17 protein-coding genes and 3 pseudogenes are annotated in these 17,613 nt (G+C 67.7%); 4 read left to right on the top strand and 16 right to left on the bottom strand.

All coding sequences use genetic code 11. The features are described 5' to 3' along the window. Positions 1–17 precede the first annotated feature (17 nt). The 6 genes and pseudogenes from ACWGJ5_RS44140 to ACWGJ5_RS44115 all read right to left on the bottom strand — a co-directional run bounded on the left by ACWGJ5_RS44140 (position 18) and on the right by ACWGJ5_RS44115 (position 6,788). Positions 18–1,145: a hypothetical protein gene (locus ACWGJ5_RS44140; protein WP_453315250.1), complete on the bottom strand. Its 1,128-nt coding sequence runs from the start codon at positions 1,143–1,145 to the stop codon at positions 18–20. A gap of 78 nt (positions 1,146–1,223) precedes the next feature. Next, positions 1,224–2,243 (bottom strand): AraC family transcriptional regulator ligand-binding domain-containing protein, encoded by a 1,020-nt coding sequence (locus ACWGJ5_RS44135; protein ID WP_453315249.1) that lies wholly within the window; start codon positions 2,241–2,243, stop codon positions 1,224–1,226. A 297-nt stretch (positions 2,244–2,540) separates the two neighbouring features. Continuing rightward, positions 2,541–2,957, bottom strand: coding sequence for a YeeE/YedE thiosulfate transporter family protein (locus tag ACWGJ5_RS44130; RefSeq protein WP_453315248.1), 417 nt, complete (start codon positions 2,955–2,957; stop codon positions 2,541–2,543). Further along, on the bottom strand, positions 2,957–3,616 hold the full coding sequence (locus ACWGJ5_RS44125; protein WP_453315247.1) for a YeeE/YedE family protein: 660 nt from the start codon (positions 3,614–3,616) through the stop codon (positions 2,957–2,959). The genes ACWGJ5_RS44130 and ACWGJ5_RS44125 overlap by 1 nt, the downstream gene beginning before the upstream one ends. Before the next feature lie 1,375 nt (positions 3,617–4,991). Then, positions 4,992–5,731, bottom strand: a pseudogene (locus ACWGJ5_RS44120) (integrase core domain-containing protein); the annotation flags it as partial. Between the two features lies 1 nt (position 5,732). Next, positions 5,733–6,788, bottom strand: a complete 1,056-nt coding sequence (locus ACWGJ5_RS44115) for a hypothetical protein (RefSeq protein ID WP_453315246.1) — start codon at positions 6,786–6,788, stop codon at positions 5,733–5,735. A 379-nt stretch (positions 6,789–7,167) separates the two neighbouring features. Between ACWGJ5_RS44115 and ACWGJ5_RS44110 the strand changes: the two genes are divergently transcribed. Next, a complete protein-coding gene (locus ACWGJ5_RS44110; protein WP_453315245.1) occupies positions 7,168–7,665 on the top strand; it encodes a hypothetical protein in 498 nt (165 codons plus the stop codon). Positions 7,666–8,021: 356 nt separating this feature from the next. On the opposite strand, the gene ACWGJ5_RS44105 is transcribed toward ACWGJ5_RS44110, so the two are convergent. The 6 genes from ACWGJ5_RS44105 to ACWGJ5_RS44080 form a co-directional block, all read right to left on the bottom strand. After that, positions 8,022–8,636, bottom strand: coding sequence for a GAF domain-containing protein (locus ACWGJ5_RS44105; protein ID WP_453315244.1), 615 nt, complete (start codon positions 8,634–8,636; stop codon positions 8,022–8,024). Continuing rightward, positions 8,599–9,222, bottom strand: coding sequence for a GTP-binding protein (locus ACWGJ5_RS44100; protein WP_453315243.1), 624 nt, complete (start codon positions 9,220–9,222; stop codon positions 8,599–8,601). The genes ACWGJ5_RS44105 and ACWGJ5_RS44100 overlap by 38 nt, the downstream gene beginning before the upstream one ends. Continuing rightward, complete coding sequence (locus ACWGJ5_RS44095) at positions 9,200–9,586, bottom strand: DUF742 domain-containing protein (RefSeq protein ID WP_453315242.1); 387 nt, start codon at positions 9,584–9,586, stop codon at positions 9,200–9,202. Before ACWGJ5_RS44095 ends, ACWGJ5_RS44100 begins: the two co-directional genes overlap by 23 nt. 3 nt (positions 9,587–9,589) lie before the next feature. Beyond that, a complete protein-coding gene (locus tag ACWGJ5_RS44090) occupies positions 9,590–9,982 on the bottom strand; it encodes a roadblock/LC7 domain-containing protein (RefSeq protein WP_351622988.1) in 393 nt (130 codons plus the stop codon). A 76-nt stretch (positions 9,983–10,058) separates the two neighbouring features. Then, the gene (locus tag ACWGJ5_RS44085) at positions 10,059–11,525 is read right to left on the bottom strand and encodes a sensor histidine kinase (protein WP_453315241.1); all 1,467 of its coding nucleotides are present in this window, start codon (positions 11,523–11,525) and stop codon (positions 10,059–10,061) included. A gap of 368 nt (positions 11,526–11,893) precedes the next feature. Then, on the bottom strand, positions 11,894–12,250 hold the full coding sequence (locus ACWGJ5_RS44080) for a hypothetical protein (protein WP_453315240.1): 357 nt from the start codon (positions 12,248–12,250) through the stop codon (positions 11,894–11,896). Positions 12,251–12,580: 330 nt separating this feature from the next. On the opposite strand from ACWGJ5_RS44080, the gene ACWGJ5_RS44075 reads away from it, so the two are divergent. Both ACWGJ5_RS44075 and ACWGJ5_RS44070 read left to right on the top strand, forming a co-directional pair. Continuing rightward, positions 12,581–14,299, top strand: coding sequence for a sialidase family protein (locus tag ACWGJ5_RS44075; RefSeq protein ID WP_453315239.1), 1,719 nt, complete (start codon positions 12,581–12,583; stop codon positions 14,297–14,299). 162 nt (positions 14,300–14,461) lie between these two features. Continuing rightward, positions 14,462–14,803, top strand: coding sequence for a hypothetical protein (locus ACWGJ5_RS44070; protein WP_453315238.1), 342 nt, complete (start codon positions 14,462–14,464; stop codon positions 14,801–14,803). 146 nt (positions 14,804–14,949) lie between these two features. On the opposite strand, the pseudogene ACWGJ5_RS44065 reads toward ACWGJ5_RS44070, so the two are convergent. Continuing rightward, positions 14,950–15,139: pseudogene (locus tag ACWGJ5_RS44065) on the bottom strand (transposase); the annotation flags it as partial. Here ACWGJ5_RS44065 and ACWGJ5_RS44060 point away from each other — a divergent pair. After that, positions 15,138–15,389: pseudogene (locus ACWGJ5_RS44060) on the top strand (TetR/AcrR family transcriptional regulator); the annotation flags it as partial. The pseudogenes ACWGJ5_RS44065 and ACWGJ5_RS44060 overlap by 2 nt on opposite strands. Here ACWGJ5_RS44060 and ACWGJ5_RS44055 read toward each other — a convergent pair. The 3 genes from ACWGJ5_RS44055 to ACWGJ5_RS44045 all read right to left on the bottom strand — a co-directional run bounded on the left by ACWGJ5_RS44055 (position 15,331) and on the right by ACWGJ5_RS44045 (position 17,056). Continuing rightward, positions 15,331–15,504: a hypothetical protein gene (locus tag ACWGJ5_RS44055; protein ID WP_453315237.1), complete on the bottom strand. Its 174-nt coding sequence runs from the start codon at positions 15,502–15,504 to the stop codon at positions 15,331–15,333. The pseudogene ACWGJ5_RS44060 and the gene ACWGJ5_RS44055 overlap by 59 nt on opposite strands. 240 nt (positions 15,505–15,744) lie before the next feature. After that, positions 15,745–16,149 carry a hypothetical protein gene (locus ACWGJ5_RS44050; protein WP_453315236.1) on the bottom strand — a complete coding sequence of 135 codons (405 nt, stop codon included), beginning with the start codon at positions 16,147–16,149 and terminating at the stop codon, positions 15,745–15,747. A gap of 706 nt (positions 16,150–16,855) precedes the next feature. Next, entirely contained in the window at positions 16,856–17,056 is a 201-nt protein-coding gene (locus ACWGJ5_RS44045) for a DUF6207 family protein (protein WP_453315235.1), read from the bottom strand. Positions 17,057–17,613 lie beyond the last annotated feature (557 nt).

The following is a 17,613-nucleotide window of genomic DNA, read 5'->3' as shown; positions in this document are numbered from 1 at the left end:
GCCGGCGGACGAGCGGTTCATCGCCGACCACTCTTGATCTCGCCGTAGGCGATCCCGCCGTGGACATAGGTGGGCACCACCGGCCAGAACCGCTTCCACGGGGCCAGCTCGGTCGAGGGCAGGATCTGCAGCCAGCGCGGATCCGCCTTGCACCGGTCGGCGAGGGTCTTCTCCTTGACCATCGAGTCGTACTGGTCCAGCGAGTCCTCCAGCGTGTTGGCGTTGGGGCAGATTTCGCGACCGAAGACATCGTGGTAGCGCCGCACGCCGGGGATCCGGGACAGCTCCGGCTGCCAGTTGTCCAGCGAGATACCGTTCTCCGAGGACACCCACACCCCATCCGAGGTGTTGAGCACCAGCGAGTGGTTGCCGTCGGTGTGCCCGGGGGTCCACAGCAACGCGACGCCGGGACCTAGCTCGATGTCCCCGTCGAAGGTGACGAACTTCTCCGGGGCGACGCCGTCCAGCCCGCCGTCGACGTACCACGCCCACTGCATCGGGTGCAGGGACTGCAGAGTTGCCAGCTCGCGGTTGTGCACGAGCATCCTTGCCCCGCCGAACAGCGGCCTCCGTGCGGCCGACTCGTCCTCGATGACCTCGGTGGAGCCCAGGATCATCCGCGGGTCCTGCACATGCAGGTGGTCGAAAGTGCAGAAGTCGATGTCGTCCGGGGTCAGCCCCAGCCGACGCAGGACGTCGCCGGGCTCTGCGTAGTACCTCAGAACCATCCGCTCGAGCAGCTTGCCGCCGGGGACCTTGTCCGTCAGCTTCTGCAGGTTGCGGTAGAACGGCGCCTGCGCGGAGCCGTCCGGCACCGTCGGCTCGAAGACCAGCGTGCGTGCCCGGCCGTCGAAGTCGTCGTACTGCACGACGATCATGCGGTTGATCATTGAGATCAGCGGGAGCGTCGGCACCGAAACGGCGTTGTGAAAGGCGTACTTCACCGGGTACGGCGCCGCGGCGATGTCGACCGACTTCACCGCGCGCACCTCGCCCTGGGCCTTGAAGCGCTTTTTGTACGCCGCAGCGGCCTCGCGGACCGCCCGCAGCCGTTCGCCGCGCGGCCATACGTCGTGGACACCGTCGAACTCGGGGACCGGTCGCGCACCGATCCCGGTCAGGTGGCCGGTGCCGGCTGTCGCCATGGGCAACTCCTCGCTCTCGTCGTCGGGCCAGCAGAATGCCCTCCCGAGCCAGGCAGGATTTGTTCCAGTACGACAATCTCAGGACGTGCCACGCGCCCGGCGTCGCACCTCGCTCGGACTCGCGCCGCGCCACCGTCGTACGGCGTGGCTGAGGCCGGACTGGTCGGCGAAGCCCGCCATCGCGGCCACCTGCCCCAGAGGCAGTTCGGTGGTGGTGATGTAGCGCAGCGCGAGATCCCGTCGTACGTCCTCAAGGATCTCGGCGAAGCTGATCGACTCCGCGGCGAGCCGCCGTTGCAGCGTGCGGGGATGCATCGCGAGGAGCCGCGCGACATGACCGATCGCCGCTGGGGTGGTGCCGATACTCCCGGCCAGGGCCCGCCGGACGTGCGTGGAGACCAAGCGCTCCGGATCGGTGTGGTGACTGGCCAGGTAGTCGACGGCGAATCGGCGGATCGCCGCGTCCGCGCTGCGGAACTCCTCGTCGAGCAGCCGTCGCTCCACGCGCAGCGCAGCGGTCGGGCAGCCGAACTTCACATCCACGCCGAAGAACTCGGTGTACCGCGACACCGGCGACAGGGGCTGGTGCGACACCTCCACCGACCGAAGACCAGTCACGCTGCCGACCAGAGCCACCGCCACCCGATGAAAGAGGCCGAGCCCGAGTTCCATGGCCTGCGGGGAGTACGGCGACTCGCGCAGATCCTTCCGATAGGTCAGCGCGACCACCTCACGGCACCCCCGCGGATCCGGTTCCACACCGACGCTCAGCGCCGGACTGTGCACGAACATGAACCGCGACGCGCACTCCAGCGCCTGCGCCACCGTCGACGAAGCCTGGATGGCCAGCGCCAGCCGGCCGAGGACGCTGAGATCCTGGCCACAGGCCAGGCGGAGGCCGAAATCAGGGCATCGAAGATCGCGGGCAACCGCGTCGAGCATCAGGTCGTGGCTGGTGATCGGGAGGAGCCCCTCCTCGGAGGTGAGCGCCTCCGAAGGGATCGCGAACCGCCCCATGAACTCCCCGGGGTCGCCGCCGAGTTCCTCTACGAGGCGCGCGAACCCGCGCAGGCTGGCTCCCCGAATCAGTGAACCCACCGGGCGATGCTAACCCCGGCACATAGGCGGTCAAGGGTGAAGTCCGGCCTCCGCGGGATCGCATGAAGCGGGATGGAGAGCCCTGCTGAAGGCTGATCGGCTTCCGCAGGCCGCCGAGCCCCGAACGCCGATGCCCTCGCCGACACCCCACTGCGCTTCCCCGGCCAGTACGTCGACCCCGAGACCGGCGGCCTGCACTACAACTACTTCCGCCACTACAGCCCGAGACCGCCGGCTGACCAGCCGCAGCAACTCCGGCCGAGGGCCGCTTCCTCGGTGTGTCGGTCGGCGTCCTTGTTACAGCCCGCAGGAGCCGCGGTCGAGGTGGAAGTATCGGGCATTGGCCCAACGGCACAGCCGGATACCGACGGTGACACCGAGGATGGTGACCAGAGCGGGCAGGTATCCGCTGGCGACCTGGACGATCGGGATTGCCGGACACCCCCCGGAGATCGCCCAGCCCGTACCGAAAAGCACGGCGCCGGGGACAACACCGGCGTGGATACGTCCCGGAGTGCGGCGGACCCGTAGCAGAGCGAATGCGCACACGATGATCGCCACGGCGCCCGCGAAGGAGAGGAGCATACGCGGGTCCTGGAAGGTGAACATGCGGTTCAGCTCGGCGTAGTCGCCGAAGCCGATGTTGGAGACGGTGTAGCCGAGCGTCAGTCCGGTGATGATGTTGGCCAGCAGGAGTGCGCCCCGAGTACGCATCAGATCACCTTCCACAACAGGAACGACACCGCGACGGCGGTGCCGAAGAACACGGCGGTCGCAACGAGGCTGACCGGGCGTAGACGGCCGCAGCCGTTGAGTCCGTGGCCGGAGCTGCACCCACCGGCCAGCCGAGTGCCGAAGCCGACCAGCACGCCTCCGACGAACAGCAGTACGGTCATGGTGATCGGATCGGCGGTCACCAGGTTCCGGAATCCCGGGCCCATGTCGAAGCGGAGATGGAACCGTCCGGAGGTGACCGCGGCGATCAATCCGCCGAGGAAAATCGATACCAGCAAGGCAGCCTGGGTGACCAGCGGGGCCGGACTCGGGCCTGTGACCGAGGCGTTCTCACTCTCCGCCGGTTCGATGTCCGTTTCGAGCAGCTGTGACGTCCCGGACGGAGCCGGGGGCAAGGTGTACGCGCCGGGGTTGGTGCCGAAGTGCTCCGCCGTAGCTGCGGCGAGGGCGTCAGCGAGGGCACGCTCGTCGGTGAACTCCTCGTCCATCCGCTCGAGGCGGCGCTCCCTGCGCCAGTGCAACACGCGATCCCACGCGGACGACACCCCGAAAGACCGATCGGTGGTGAGGGCGTAGTTGATGGTGATCAGAGCGAGCCCGGCAGCGCCGGCCCACCAGGGCCAGTAGCTGCTACTCATGCGGGGCCTCCCATCCATTCGGTGAATCGAGCCCACCAACCGCGCTTCGAGCTGGGCCCATGCCCCGCGTGTCGAGATGGACGGTCTGAAGGCTGGGGAAACTGCGGCGATGGTGACGGTCGGTAATGCGAGACCGGTGTCGTCGGAGATGCCGCCCCGAACTGAGCCACGGTCTCCGGCGCCTGGGCCACGGGTTCAGACGGCTCAGGTGGCTGGGCGGGCGCCGGCTGCGGCCAAGACCTGCTCTCCGGTGACCACGGATCGTGCTGTGGTGCCGGGGCCTGCTGGGGTCTCTGCTCCGGGTTGGCGGCGCCGGACCGGTCCCTGTCGGACACCGCGTCTTCGAGGTGCCGCGCGCGGGCTCCGTTCGGCAGCAGGCTGATCGGCACGCGCTCGCCAGTGAGTGACACCTGGTAGCGCGCACATCCGAGCCACTGATCCTCGCTGTCGCAGTAGTAGTTGCGCCAACCTTGCAAGCTCCCCCTGAGCAGCGGGAAAAGGGGGCACCCTACGGCATGCGAGCAACCCACGTTGCTCCCTTCCGACGGCGCACACCACCCCTTCGATGAGGGCGGTCGCCGTTCTCGAAGTCCTGCCCTCGCCCCGCCTGATCGACGATCTCAAAGCGACGCGATGATGGCCTGTCACAATACGGAGCTGCGCCTTCATTCTTCGACTGGGCGTGATGGAACCACCGTTTCGGTGTCCCAAGCAACCTGAACGAGGTTTCTGAACGTGACGGCTTGACATCGTTGAGTGAAACATGCCACACCATACTTACGTGCATTTGTCTCCCATGTCTGGATATTCACGGCCGCAAGTGAGGCCATGCCTATCGTGACTGGGTTTCAGGACCGCCCGTCACACTGACGGCGAGTCAGTCATCCATGGAGACAGTGCACATACAGGCGTTGGTTGTGGCGCAATTGTGAATTTCGGCTGTGACGAAACTGTTGATATTGCAGGTCGTAAAATGACGACGTTGATGGAGGGAAATCATGTGCCAACGCGCCGTCTGCCGGTCGTGCCGGAAGATGACCTACGAGGGCTGCGGGAGGCATGTGGACCAAGTACTCGCCGACGTGCCACCACCTCAGCGGTGCATGTGTGAGTCGGCGGAACGCAGGCATGCAAGCACGACGGAAACGACGACCCGCTCGGGACCGGTGCCGGTCCCACCGGACGGATCGCCGCGACAGACACGCGTTCCTCGGCGCCCAGGCAATTCACCGGACCGGTCGAGGGAGAGCTGGTGGGCCCGGCTCCTCGCGTGGGCGAGAACGCCGGCATGAACCGGAACCATCCACGCAGAACCCAAGACCAGGAACTCCTGGCAGATCTGACCCGCGGGTGCCGATTATTACGTCCGCGCTGATCAGGTGGTATGTGCGTACTCGTGGAGGATGCCGCCGAGACGATCACGTCGATGGATGTCCAGCCGATGGAGTCGGCCGGGTTCGGTGATCGGTTCGGGAGCTGTCCGCAGAGGTGCCGCGCTGTGCAGGGTGTGGTGCGGCCGATGCTGGTTGTAGAACCACTCGAACTCGGTGAGCGCGTGGAGCAAATGGGGCAGGTTCCACATCAAGGTGCGGTCGAGGAGTTCATGTCTGCAGGTCTGCACCTGGCGTTCCATGATCGAGTTCATGCGGAAAACGCGATACCGGTGGCGACGATCTCGATGCCCTCGGCCTCAAAGACGGCGTCGAACGCACGGGTGTACTTGCTGTCGCGGTCCCTGATGAGGTGCGTGACGGTGGCGCCGGAGCCCTGGAGGTCCGTGACCAGGTTCCTCGCAGTCCGGGTCACCCAGTCCGCGGTGGGACGGGCGGTCGCGCCGAGGACGCGGATGCGGCGGTTGACGTGCTCGATGACCGCGAAGACGTACACGCTCGCACCGTTCAGCCTGGTGGCGGTGAAGAAGTCACAGGCCAGGATCGCGTGGGCCTGGCCGCGCAGGAACGCGGCCCAGGTCTGACGATCGCGTTCGGGCACCGGCTCGATACCTTGCCGCTTCAGGATCTCCCACACCGTCGAGGGTGCGACCTTGATGCCGAGGGCGGCGAGTGCGCCGTGGATGCGCCGATACGCCCAGGAGCTGTTCTCGCGGGCCAAGCGCTCAGGTTGTGTCTGCGTGGTCCAGGTCGAGCAGTAGCCTCTCCACGTCTGTCATCAGGGAGCCGTAGATGTGCCACGCGCCCGGTTTGGCGAGGGTGCCTCCGCCGATGAGCTCGGTCATGGTCTCATGCCATGTCAGGGCGCCGTTGATCGCTCCGCGAAGTCGCTCCCGGGAGGCTGCGTCCGGTGTGCCGGTCGCCGGGCGCGGTTCGGCGAACTCTTCGACCGCCGTTCCCGCCAACTTCAGCGTTTCGGAGTACCGGTCCAGGAACTGGTGGTCCAGATGGTGATCGGTGTGGTCGTCGTGCGCGTTGTCGGCCAGCGTCCGCGCGATTCCGCGTACCTGGAGAAACACTCCGCGGAGAGTTCTGAACGCCTCGCCGTAGGTCACGTCCTTGCGCCGTGCATGTGCAGTGCACCGGGTGTTCCAACGCAGGCTCTCGTCCGCCTGCCGCACCTGCTCCTCCGCGTCCACCAGGTTTTTCTCCAGGTCGCGCGCCTGGTGCAGCCATATGCGCGCCCTCGCCGCCAGCTGCCGCTCGGCCAGTCCGGCGCCCATCTCGCGCAGCAGCGTTCCCATGGCCCGGGCGAGGCTGCGCACCGCAGAGTCGGATTCATCGAGGTAGAGCGGGGGCAGCACGAGGGCGTTCACGACGATGCCCACCAGCGCACCCGTCAGGGTCTGGGCCGCGGGCAACACCAGACCGCCCACCGGTGCCGCTGTTGTGGCGGCCAAGGCGACGACCGCAGTCGAGGCGATCTGAAGACGATCGTCAACGGCGCGATGAGGTCCAACCACCACGGCGATCACGGCAATGGCCGCGACACTTCCCGCGGTCGATCCCATCAGCCAGGCGGTCACGAGGGCGAGGGTCAGTCCAGCCAACCTGGCGACCACGCTTTGTACCGCCTTTATCACGGAACGATACACCGTGGGACCATTGGCCATGATCAGCGCCGTGGCGACGGCCAGATACGGGCGGCCCCCGGGGGACCACGGAGCCACGACTCCCCAGGCGAGCAGCGCCGCCGTCAGGGTCTTCAGGCCGTGCACCACATAGCCGGCTCGCCTGAGGCCGGTGTGGTCGGCGGGACAGGCACCCGCCGCTCCGGTTGCAGTCACGAGGGCACGCAACGGCCAGATTGTTGAAACTTGCATGACCCGATACTGGCACGCTTTGCCCCTTTTGTTATGTGATGTGCCCAACGTCTCCCGTCTTGCCGTCAGGCGGACAGGTGGGGCCGGGGGGCGGGTCACCTGGCGGTCGCCATTGGTTTGTCGCTCCCGTGTATTCCGGGCTATTCAGGTGATTTGGTTCACGCATCAAGTTTATTGTTCAACTATGTGTGGGCGCGTAGCTTTGCCAGGGCCAAGACAACGGGGGCGTCGGCCGTCAGCAGGCACGGAGCGGCCGGCAGTGCAAGGAGGAAAGATCATGAAGAAGCTCATGCGGCGTATCGCGACCGTAAGCGTTTCCGCGGCACTCGCCGGAGGCACTCTCCTCGCCACCGGCGGCTCCGCGACTGCGGCCACTTCGCGGGACAGCGGACCCACCCCCGCCCAGACCGTCCTGACCGCGGACGCGAAGGCCATCCACCTCCATGGCATACATCACGACCGTGGCGCCCCCGCGTACGGTCACCGGCTCCACGACCGCGGTGAGCAGGACTACGGCAGCCTGTATGACGACGGCCACGGTCACACTGGCACGTACCGGATGCCGAGTGGCCACTTCGACCCCTGGGCGGAAGACCAACTGCTGGCATTCGACCCCTGGATCGAAGACCAACTGCTGGCATTCGACCCCTGGATCGAAGACCAGTTGGCGATGTTCGTCCACTCCGGCGAGCTCGGCCACCGGCACTTCGTGAACGACTGGCGCCACAGCATCCACACACACTCGTACCGCACAGGGGAGGACACCCGCCGCTGAGTGCCCGCCCGGAGCACACTCAGGTACGTCGCCCCTGCGCCGGCAACCGGCGGCTTGCGCCTGGCGCCTGGTGCGGATCACGGACCCGCTTCGCCGTCCTGTGCTTGTCGTGAGCCCACTTGGCCCCAGAGCCCCGCAGTCCCTGCGAAACAAACAATTCGGCGGCATTCTCCAGGGATGCTCAAGACCCGAACCCTCCACGACGAAGCGACCGCCTGGCCACACCACGCCCCCCACGTCGCTTGACATCAAACGACATAGGGTGTCTGACCCGCCCGCCCGCTTGTCGACGGCCGTTCCCCAGAACCTGCAGCTCACAGAGCATGGATGGGTTTTTGCGGGTCCGGCAGCGCTGGTCAGATGCGACGGCGCGCCGACTCCTCGAGCCGTTGGACCAGTTCCGCAGCCATGGCCTTGATGGTTTCCAGCCCCTTACGCCCCCATGGTTGCGGGTCCTGGTCGACCACGCAGATGGTGCCGAGCACCACGTCGGTGCTGTCTATCAGCGGTGCGCCCAGGTAGGAGTGGACGCCGATCGCGTCGACCACCGGGTTCCCGGCGAACCGGGGGAAATCCCGGATGTCCTCCAGCACCAGCGCCCGGCGACGCTTGACCACGTGCGGGCAGATGCCCATGTCGATGTCGCGGGGCATGACGCGGCCGGGCACCGGGTCCTCCAGCAACGGCGGTCCCACGTGCGCCGTGGTGTCCTGTGCGGCGCTGTACAACCCTGCGAAGTACTGGCGGTCGGCGTCGAGGAAGAAATTGACCCCGGCGTAGCAGCCGCCGGTGCGCCGCGCCAGCTCCCGTGCGAAGGCGTCGAGTTCCGTATCCGGACGGGCTTCGATACCCAGCGCGCGCAGCCGCTCGGATCGGGTACGCACCTGTGGGTCCTCCGGGGGGAGGAGTAGATGGCGCACGGCGATCCCGGACTCAGGCCCGGAGGAGGGGTGGGGCGGTGTCGCTGCCATGGGAACTCCTTGTCGTGATCAGGTGCTGGATCAGTTCGAGCAGCACGCGGATGCCCGAGCTCTGGACGCGGGCGTCGCACAGCGCCACCGGCACCTCCTGCCTGAGGTCGAGCGCGGTCCGCACCTCCTCCGCGTGGTAGCGGTGCGCGCCGTCGAACTCGTTGACGGCGACGACGAAGGGGATGCCGCGCCGCTCGAAGAAGTCCACCGCCGCGAAGGAGTGCTCCAGCCTGCGGGTGTCGGCGAGGACCACCGCCCCGAGCGCCCCCTCGGAGAGTTCGTCCCACATGAACCAGAAGCGCTCCTGTCCGGGCGTGCCGAACAAGTACAGGACATGGGACGGACTGAGCGTGATCCGGCCGAAGTCCAGGGCCACCGTGGTGGTGGCCTTGTTCTCCACTCCGTCCAGTCGGTCCGTGGCCGCGCTGACGGCGGTCAGCATCTCCTCGGTGCTCAGCGGCTCGATCTCGCTGAGCGTGTTGACGAAGGTGGTCTTTCCCACGCCGAACCCGCCGGCGATGAGCACCTTGATTCCCACCGGCAGGACTTCGGCGGGCAGCGGGTCACAGTCGTTTGAGGAGGGCATCGCGCACCGCTTCCAGGAGGTCTCGATCAGGTCGTGCGTAGTGGCCCGGGGACGGCGGGGGCGCGTCACCTGCGACCACCGCGCCTCCCTCAGCCAGATCGGACAGCAGCACCTTGACCACGGCGGCCGGCACCTGCATCCGGGCCGCGACCTCGGCGACGCTCACAGGGCTCTCGCAGAGCGCCAGCACCTGCGCATGCTCCAGGCCGAAGGCGCCCTGCGTCTGGACACCCGTGGCCCGCACCACGGTCACGAGCGTGAAGTGGGACGTGGCCCTGGTCCGGCCGTCGCTCAGGGTGTAGGGACGGACCAGCCGCCCGACCGCTTCGTTGATCAGCGGTCCGTCGGGGAGGACCGGCGCCATCGGTTACCCCACCGGGTGCCGGGGCGGCGTGGCCAGGTGCGGGCGCACGCTCTTCACCATCATGCCCATCTCGTAGCCCAGCACCGCCGCGTCCGCCTCGCGTCCGGCCAGCACCGCCAGCACCGCGCCGTGCCCGGCGGCCGAGACGAACAGCAGCGAGGTGCTGAGCTCCGTCACTATCTGTCGCACGTCGCCTCCGTCGTCGAAGTGCCGGCCCGCGCTGCGCGCCAATGAGTACAGCCCACTGGCGAGCGCGGCCAACTGGTCAGCGGCGTCCGCGTCGAGCCCCTCCGCTGCCTTCACCAGTCCGTCCGAGGACAGCAACAAGGCGCTTCGGGTGTGCGGCACCCGGTTCACCAGACCTGTCAACAGCCAGGAAAGGTCTTCGCTCGCCACGATCGTGTACTCCTCTTCGGCAGAAGGAAATGGCTTGCTGGACGGGGCCCCGGGCCTTCGGGGCGGCCCTCGGGTGTCAGGGCGTCTCCGCTTCCTCGGCCCTGCGCAGTCCGGTCTGGAACGCGGCCATCAAGCCCGGGTCGTGTGCGATGTCCTCGGAAGTACTGGCGCTGGGGAGCAGGTGCGACTGTTCGGCGACGTGGTCCCGGCGGCGCTGAGGCAGCCGTGGACGGTCGTCCTCGCCATCGGAGGGCATCGGGGCGGGCTGGGGTTCGGAATCGGACACGCGCGGATCCGCGACGACGGTCATCACTGTTGCCGGGGGGTCCGTCGCCTCGGGCTCCACCGGGTCTTGCGGCACCGCGTCAGGGGTCGCGACAGCGGGGTGCTCGGGCGCGGGAGCTGCCGGCTGCGGGCCGAGCAGTGCCGTGGGCAACACCATGACGGCCTGAGTACCGCCGTATACGTTGCTCTGCAACTGCACGGCGATGTCATGTCGCTGGGCCAGGACCGAGACCACGTACAGGCCAATCCGGCCGTCCTGCAGCAGCTCGCCGAGGGCGACCTTGTCGGGTGCACCCAACACCGTGTTCATTTGGTTGCGCTCGGCTGGGGACATGCCCAGCCCTCGGTCTTCGACCTCGATCGCCACCCCGGCAGCGACGGGCTCGACCCGCACGTGCACGGTGGTCTGGGGCGGTGAGAAGACCGTCGCGTTCTCGAGCAGCTCGGCCAGCAAATGGACGACGTCGACCACGGCGTGGCCGCTGACCGTTCCATCGATGGGCGGGACCAGCTTGACCCGGGCATACTGGTCGATCTCGGCGACGGCGGAACGTAGCACGTCGGTCAGGCCGACGGGACGGGTCCACTGGCGGTGGGTGTTCGCGCCGCCGAGCACGGCCAGGTTCTCGGCGTAGCGGCGGATCCGGGTGGAGAGATGGTCCACCCGGAACAGCCCCTTGAGCAGGTCGGGGTCCTCGACCTCGTTCTCCAGGCTGTCCAGCAGTCCGATCTCGCGGTGCACCAGGGACTCGAGCCGACGCGCCAGGTTGGCGAACACCTCGAACTGCTCCAGCCGGGCACTGTGTTCCGCACCGAGCGCACCGGCGGCGGTCTCCAGCAGGGCTGTCTCCGCCTCGTTCCGGGCCGCGGCGATCTCGAATCCGAGTCGGGAGAGTTCGTCCGGGCCGGTCTGCGGGGGCAGTTCTGGCCGGCGCCGCACAGGGGGCTCCCCGGCCCTCAGCCGACGGAAGAGCGACTCCAGTTCGGCTCTGCCCTCGGCTGTGGTACGGATCAGCTCGGCCAGCTCGGCACGGTCCCGGTCGGCCGCACGGGACAGCTCCGTCCAGTGCTTGGTGACTGCTCTTGCCTCCGCCGAAGCCCGCACACCCGCGATTCCTGCCGCCATGGCGCCGATGAGGACCACACCGCCGAACATCGCCCCCTGATCCGCCTGGCCCAGGTGACCATCACTGGCCAGCGCGGTGGCCACCGCACCGGCCACGGCGACCACGCCCGGTGGCAGCACGGACCACAGCAACTGACGCCGCCTCAAGGACCCGGCTCGCGACTCGGCCGTCACACGGGCGGTCACGGGCGCTGCCGGCCGGTCGTCCGGCGGCGTGAAAGGATCGGGCATAACAGTCCCTGGACAGTGCGATGATCAGGCCGAGCGCGCACGTTACCGCGCACCAGGACTCCGGTGTCAGCCTCTGGCACGCACAGAGATCGAACCGTTGTCCTTATCTTCGCTTCGATGTGCCCGTCCCGGCTTGTGAGTCGGGACACAGCTCGACGAGATGCTCGAGAAGGTCGACGTGGCCCTGGCCGAGCGCGCCGACGTGGCGCTCTACGGCTGCCGAGGCTGGAGTTCGACGACGACGGCGTCCTGCGTCGCACGGCCGGCGACTACCAGGCCGGCGCGGGACCTGCCCTGCTCACCGAGGGTGCCACGCCGGCGTCCGTGTACTGAAGGTCCATGAGCATGTTTCGGGCGAGTCGGGTGACCCATGCCGCGGTCGGGTGCGCGGTCGCACCGGGGATCCGCACGCGCCGGCTGGCGTGCTCGACCATCGCGAGGACGTACAGGGCCGCCCCGGTCAGGGACTTGGCCGCGAAGAAACCGGCGGCGCGGATGGCCTGCGCTTGACAGCGTAGGAATGTAGCCCAGGTCGTGCAGGTGTGCTCGGGTGCGGTGCTGATCCCGTGCTCCTTGAGGATGTTCCACACGATGGATGCGGCGACCGTGATGCCAAGGAAGACCAACTCACTGACGGAACGTATGGCGCGCGGTCGACCGGGACGTTTGGGGCGGGAGGCCTTGGTGTGGCGGCGGCGAAGCGGATCGCGGTGCCGGCACGGCAGTGTGTCGGGCGAAAAGAGTTTCGGATTCCTTGCGACGGACGCCCCCCACCTCCCCGTAGAGCAGACGAAGGCCTGATCAGTACTGCCACGTACCACCAGTCTTCGTCCGACTCACAAACCAACGAGGTATTTGTGGCTCTCTTCTCCGCGCTACGTCTTCACCGCCTTCGTCGGTTGCGGTGGCGCATTACCGTGGGGTTGCTGGCGCTGGTTGCCGGTGCCCTGCCGAGTGTGTCGGCCGACGCCGCCGCTCCGCCCTCGGGCTCGGTCAGCGACACGGCGCCCACGGCCACGTGGAGCGCCGGTCCGTTCGTCGTCCCGAACGTCTCCGGCACCGCGGGGACGGTCAGCTGCGGGAATCCGCAACTCTGCGACGACTACGCCTTGAAGGTGTCCGTGCCTGCGGGCTACGACGCTGGTCACAGCCTGCGCATCGACATCAAGTGGCCCGACGGCGCAGCCGACTTCGACCTCTACGTTCTCGACGCGAACGGCCGTGAGGTGGCCGCCTCGGCGTCCTCCGGCAACCCCGAGACCGTGCTGCTTCCGGCGCTGACGGCGTCGTACACCGTGCGCGTGGTGCCGTACACACCCCTCGGCGACAGCTTCACCGGCACCGCGAGCCTGGTCGCCTACCCGGCCGATCCGCCGCCGAGCGTGGCCGTCCCGCCGACATACGCCAACTCCTCAGCGCCCGACGCCATCAAGGATGCGCACAACGCCGGTGAACCCTCGATAGGCGTGGACCGCGCGAGTGGCGCCGCGATGTTCCAGGCGTACACCTCGACGCTCAAGGTCACCTACGGCAGCGACGGCACCGCCACCTGGCAGGACAAGAGCGCGAACGCGGCCAACGGCTGTCCCCAGGGCAGCACCACCAGCCTCGACCCCATCCTGTTCACCGACCCTGCCACCCATCGGACCTTCGAGTCACAGCTCGCCGGCAAGACTGCTCTGACCTGCTACACCGACGACGACGGCGAGACATGGACGCCGACGGGCGGCTCCGGCATCAACTCCGGTGTGGACCACCAGACCATCGGCGGCGGCCCCTTCGCCCCCGGCGCACCTGGCGCCCTCACGTCCTACCCCAACGCCGTCCACTACTGCTCGCAGGACATCGCCGACGCCTCCTGCGCGGTGAGTCGGGACGGCGGCCTGACCTATGGGCCCGCCGTTCCGATGTACTCGCTGCTGGATTGTGGCGGCCTGCACGGGCACGTGAAGGTCGCGCCGGACGGCACCGTGTACGTGCCCAACAAGGGATGCGGTGGCAACCAGGCCGTGGCCGTCTCGGAGGACAACGGGCTCACGTGGACGGTCCGCAAGAACCCCTCCAGCACCCCGGGTGACTCCGACCCGAGCGTGGGGACCGGGGCCGGCGGGACCGTCTACATGGGCTACCAGAACAGCGACGGCACCGCGCGTATCGCCGTCAGCCACGACAAGGGCAAGACGTGGCTGTACGACCAGAACGTCGGCGCGGCTCTCGGCCTCAAGAACATCGTGTTCCCGGCCGTGACCGCAGGGGACGACGACCGCGCCGCCTTCGCCTTCCTGGGCACCACCACGGGCGGCAACTACCAGGACACGGCCAACTTCAAGGGCGTCTGGCACCTGTACGTGGCCACCACGTACGACGGCGGCCAGTCCTGGGTCACCGTCGACGCCACCCCCACCGACCCGGTACAGAGGGGCTCGATCTGCACCAGTGGCACCACCTGCGGCCAGGACCGCAATCTCCTGGACTTCATCGACGTCACCCTCGACGACCAGGGCCGCGTCCTCGCCGCCTACGCCGACGGCTGCACCGGTGCCTGCGCCACCGGGGGCGCACAGAACTACGACGCACTGGCCTCCATCGCCCGCCAGACCACCGGCAACACGCTGTACGGCGCATATGACGCCGTGGTCCGCGGCGCACACAAGAAGCCCAACGGAGGCCAGTAGGTGAAGTCCTTTCTCCCCGCTGCCGCATTGGTAGGTGTCCTCCTCAGCCTGCCGGCTGTCACCGGATGCTCGACGACAGCCAGGCACGCCGGGCCCGGGAGACAGGCGCGGTATGCGGCCGGGCGAGGAGCAGATCCGTCTGACGCGAAGGCGGCCGACACCGTGTCCGGCGGCTGTCCCACCGCCGCCTCACTGCCGCTGCCCAAGGACTTCCCGACGACCCTGCCGGTGCCCGACGACGCAGTCGTCACCTCGGTGGAGCACCGCACCGGTGACCGGCTCGTCGTTGCCACGGTTGTACGGGGCGGTTTCGACGCCGCGCTGGCCTTCCTGCACAGGCAACTCCCCAAGGCCGGATACGCCCTGAAGGAGGGCGAGGTGGAGCAGGACGACGCCGAGTCGAATTTCTCCTCCGCGACCGTCAACGGCCGCTGGACCCTGCAAGAGATGCCTGATTGCGAGGGAGGGGTGTACCTGACGTACCTCACGTCCGCCGGCACCTGAGCTCGGTCGAACCGACCGACGCCACCTGTTGACCAGATGGAACTACGGGTGGCCAACCGGTCGCCGCGCGATCCCGTTGCCGGCCGGTCATCCCGGGGTTCCTTGCTCTGGGTGACGGCCGGCAGCGCGGATCAAGGGGCGGTCCAGGAGTTCGTTCCATGGATCGAGGTCCCCGACGACTTGGTCGTCGGGGCCAGGCCGGCGTAGGAGGCCGGGTGAGCGGCGGTGGGGAAGCTGGTGCCGTCGCCGACGGTGACCAGCAAGGTGGCGGCGGTCCTGACCGCGACCCCCGGAAGCGGGGTCAGGACCACGGAAAGAATGCGCTTCCAGGGCGCAGTCGATGCGGCTGCGCCACGCGGAGTCGTTGGCAATGACCCTCGTCGCCGTCCCCGACCTGCCACAGAGCACGACGGCCTGCCGCATGATCGCGGGGTTCGTGATCGACGCCTGTTCGCGGGCCCGAGAAGCGGCCGACCCGCAGGCCGCGGTGGACGAGATCTTCCAAATGATCGACGCGGCCTGGAAGGTCACCTGCCCGTCTGCGAGCGGTCGCCAAGGTCCCGATAGGCCACGCCCGCGGGCGTGAGATGGCGTCCCTCACCGCAGCGATGCACGAAGTTGGCGTCGCCGCCGTAAGCGACGACGAACTGCGCGATCCCGTTGTCGGCTTGTGGCGCGGTGGTGATGACCGCACGGACCACCGGGGCAACGAAGCGAAGTTGAGACTCCGATGTCCGACACCACGTGAGACCGCGGAAGAAGCTGCTGGATACGAGGGCGCTCTGCGATACCGGCCGCGAGTCCCTACACCGGTGTAGGGTCTCAGATTTCGCGGCACGGTCTCGGTCGCGATGGCACGACGGTGGCACTTATGCCACCGTTGTGAGACTCCCTGATCGAAGCGTTCACCCTTTCCCTTTCGGGTGACGGGGGCTTGTCCTCTACCAGGTGGCGGTGCAGTCCTCGTCGTTGGGATAGGAGTTGTCGCAGGCGAAGAGCTGGACCGTGGACTCGTCGGAGTAGGAATACGTTTTGCCCTCGGTCGGCAGGTACTTGGTCTTGTCGCTGGTCCAAAGGACCACGTAGACGGACACGCCGCGGCTGGCAGCGGTGAAGCCGTAGTGACCGTGGTAGCGGCCGTCGGAGTTGCGGTACCAGGTCCTCCAGACCGTCGCCGTGCGCTTGCCGTCCGGCAGCCACAGTGTGGTGGATTGGTAGGTCATCGGCTGGAAGGCCGTTTGAGGCGCCGCCACCACCGCTTGAGCCGGGGCCGCCGTACCCATCAGTGCGGCCGCGAGACCGAGTGCACCGGCGGCGCCGACACATCGCCTGATCGTCTTCCGCATGCTTCCCCCTTCGGATCGAGTCCCTGCGCGGGACGTCGCTTGCGTTCATGCTCCACGGCCGTGCTCATGGTTCATAGTTGCGGCCGGTGGATGGACGCGTATTTGGGACGTCCCACCTCCTGACCTGGGCTGTCCAGGCGTGGGATGACGTCCGCGCGGGACGGAGGACGGCGGCGTGGCGGCTCTCAATCGGTCCGGCCCAGGCGCTCGTCCAGCGGAAGCAGGGGGTTGAGCAACAGGCCGAGGATGGCCTTGGCGGGCTCAACATCGATCGTCGGCGGTATGGTCCGGGTTGCCCCTGTCTACATTTCGGCTCATTTTCACGGCGGCGGCTACGCGGGCGCCGTGACGGCCGAGGTGAGCAGAGCCGCGCTGGCTACAGGCGCGCCGGACAGTCCGCAGCGAGATTGAGGTGCAGCCACGGGTAGAACCCCCGGCTCGCCAGTGACGCGTCATGCTGTTTGGCCTGGTCGTCGGTCACAGCACCGGCCGCTTCCAACGCCCGCATGTTCCAAGCGAGTTCGCCCCGAGGGTCTTTCTGGAATCGTCGAGGCGATCGCTCGCCACGCGGGCCACGTCACCAGGGATGTCGACCTCACTGGGTTCACCTGGAAGCCCTGACCTGGCCTTCGCCGCAGGCTGACGCGAGGGACGTCCTCGAAGCTCCTGGTCGTCGTTCGTCTTCCCTATCCAGGCATGGCGGTTCCTAGGAGCCGATTTCCTGACGCAGGTCCAGGTAGCAGCGCAGCCGCACGCCGGGCTCCCGCGTCGTACGATCCGCCGTCGCGGTCGTCCGCCGCGCAGCGACCGCCTCCTGGAGAGCGAACGCCGTCCTGTCGTCGGCCGCCGCGATCTCCACCAGAGCCAGTCCCGGCTCCGCCACATGCATCCCGTTGATCGGCCCCATGCCCGTCACCACGTGCTGGGCGGGGGGAGAAGTTCTCGATCCGGAGACGGTTCACCCGACCGAGAACGACAAGGCCCCGGCCGCCCTTCGCGGGCGCCGGGGCCTTTGCACGCCCTCCCCACAACGTGCCGGAGAGGCCTTCGTTCAACTCAGGAGCACAAGGCTGGGGGTCGGGTCAGTTGAAGTCCACCCAGCCCGTGCTGTACTCGGTGGGTGTCTTGATGTATCCCGCGAGCCCCCTGCCGTTATAGCCGATGAGGTTGAACTCCTCACAGCCGCCGGGGTTGAACCTGATGTTCGTACCCCAAGTCGTCCAGCCGGTGTTGACGTCCTGAAGCTCCAGAGCGTGCCCGTAGGCACCCTCCTCGACGCCGACATAGACCGTGTTGGCGCTGGACTGCTCGTTGCAGACCAGGAAGTACCGGCCGTCCGAGTCGTTGGACAGGTAGAGCCTGAACCAGTGGGTCTGTCAAACGAACGGTGTAAGCAGGGTGGTTGGGTTACTGACGGGCCGCTGAGAGTCGGCCGTCGAAGGTGATGTCGAAGGCGTTCAGCGC

It is taken from the genome of Streptomyces sp. NPDC054783 (assembly GCF_053611725.1).
The sequence above is the reverse complement of the archived record's forward strand: the minus strand, read 5'-3'. Positions and strand labels throughout refer to the sequence as shown.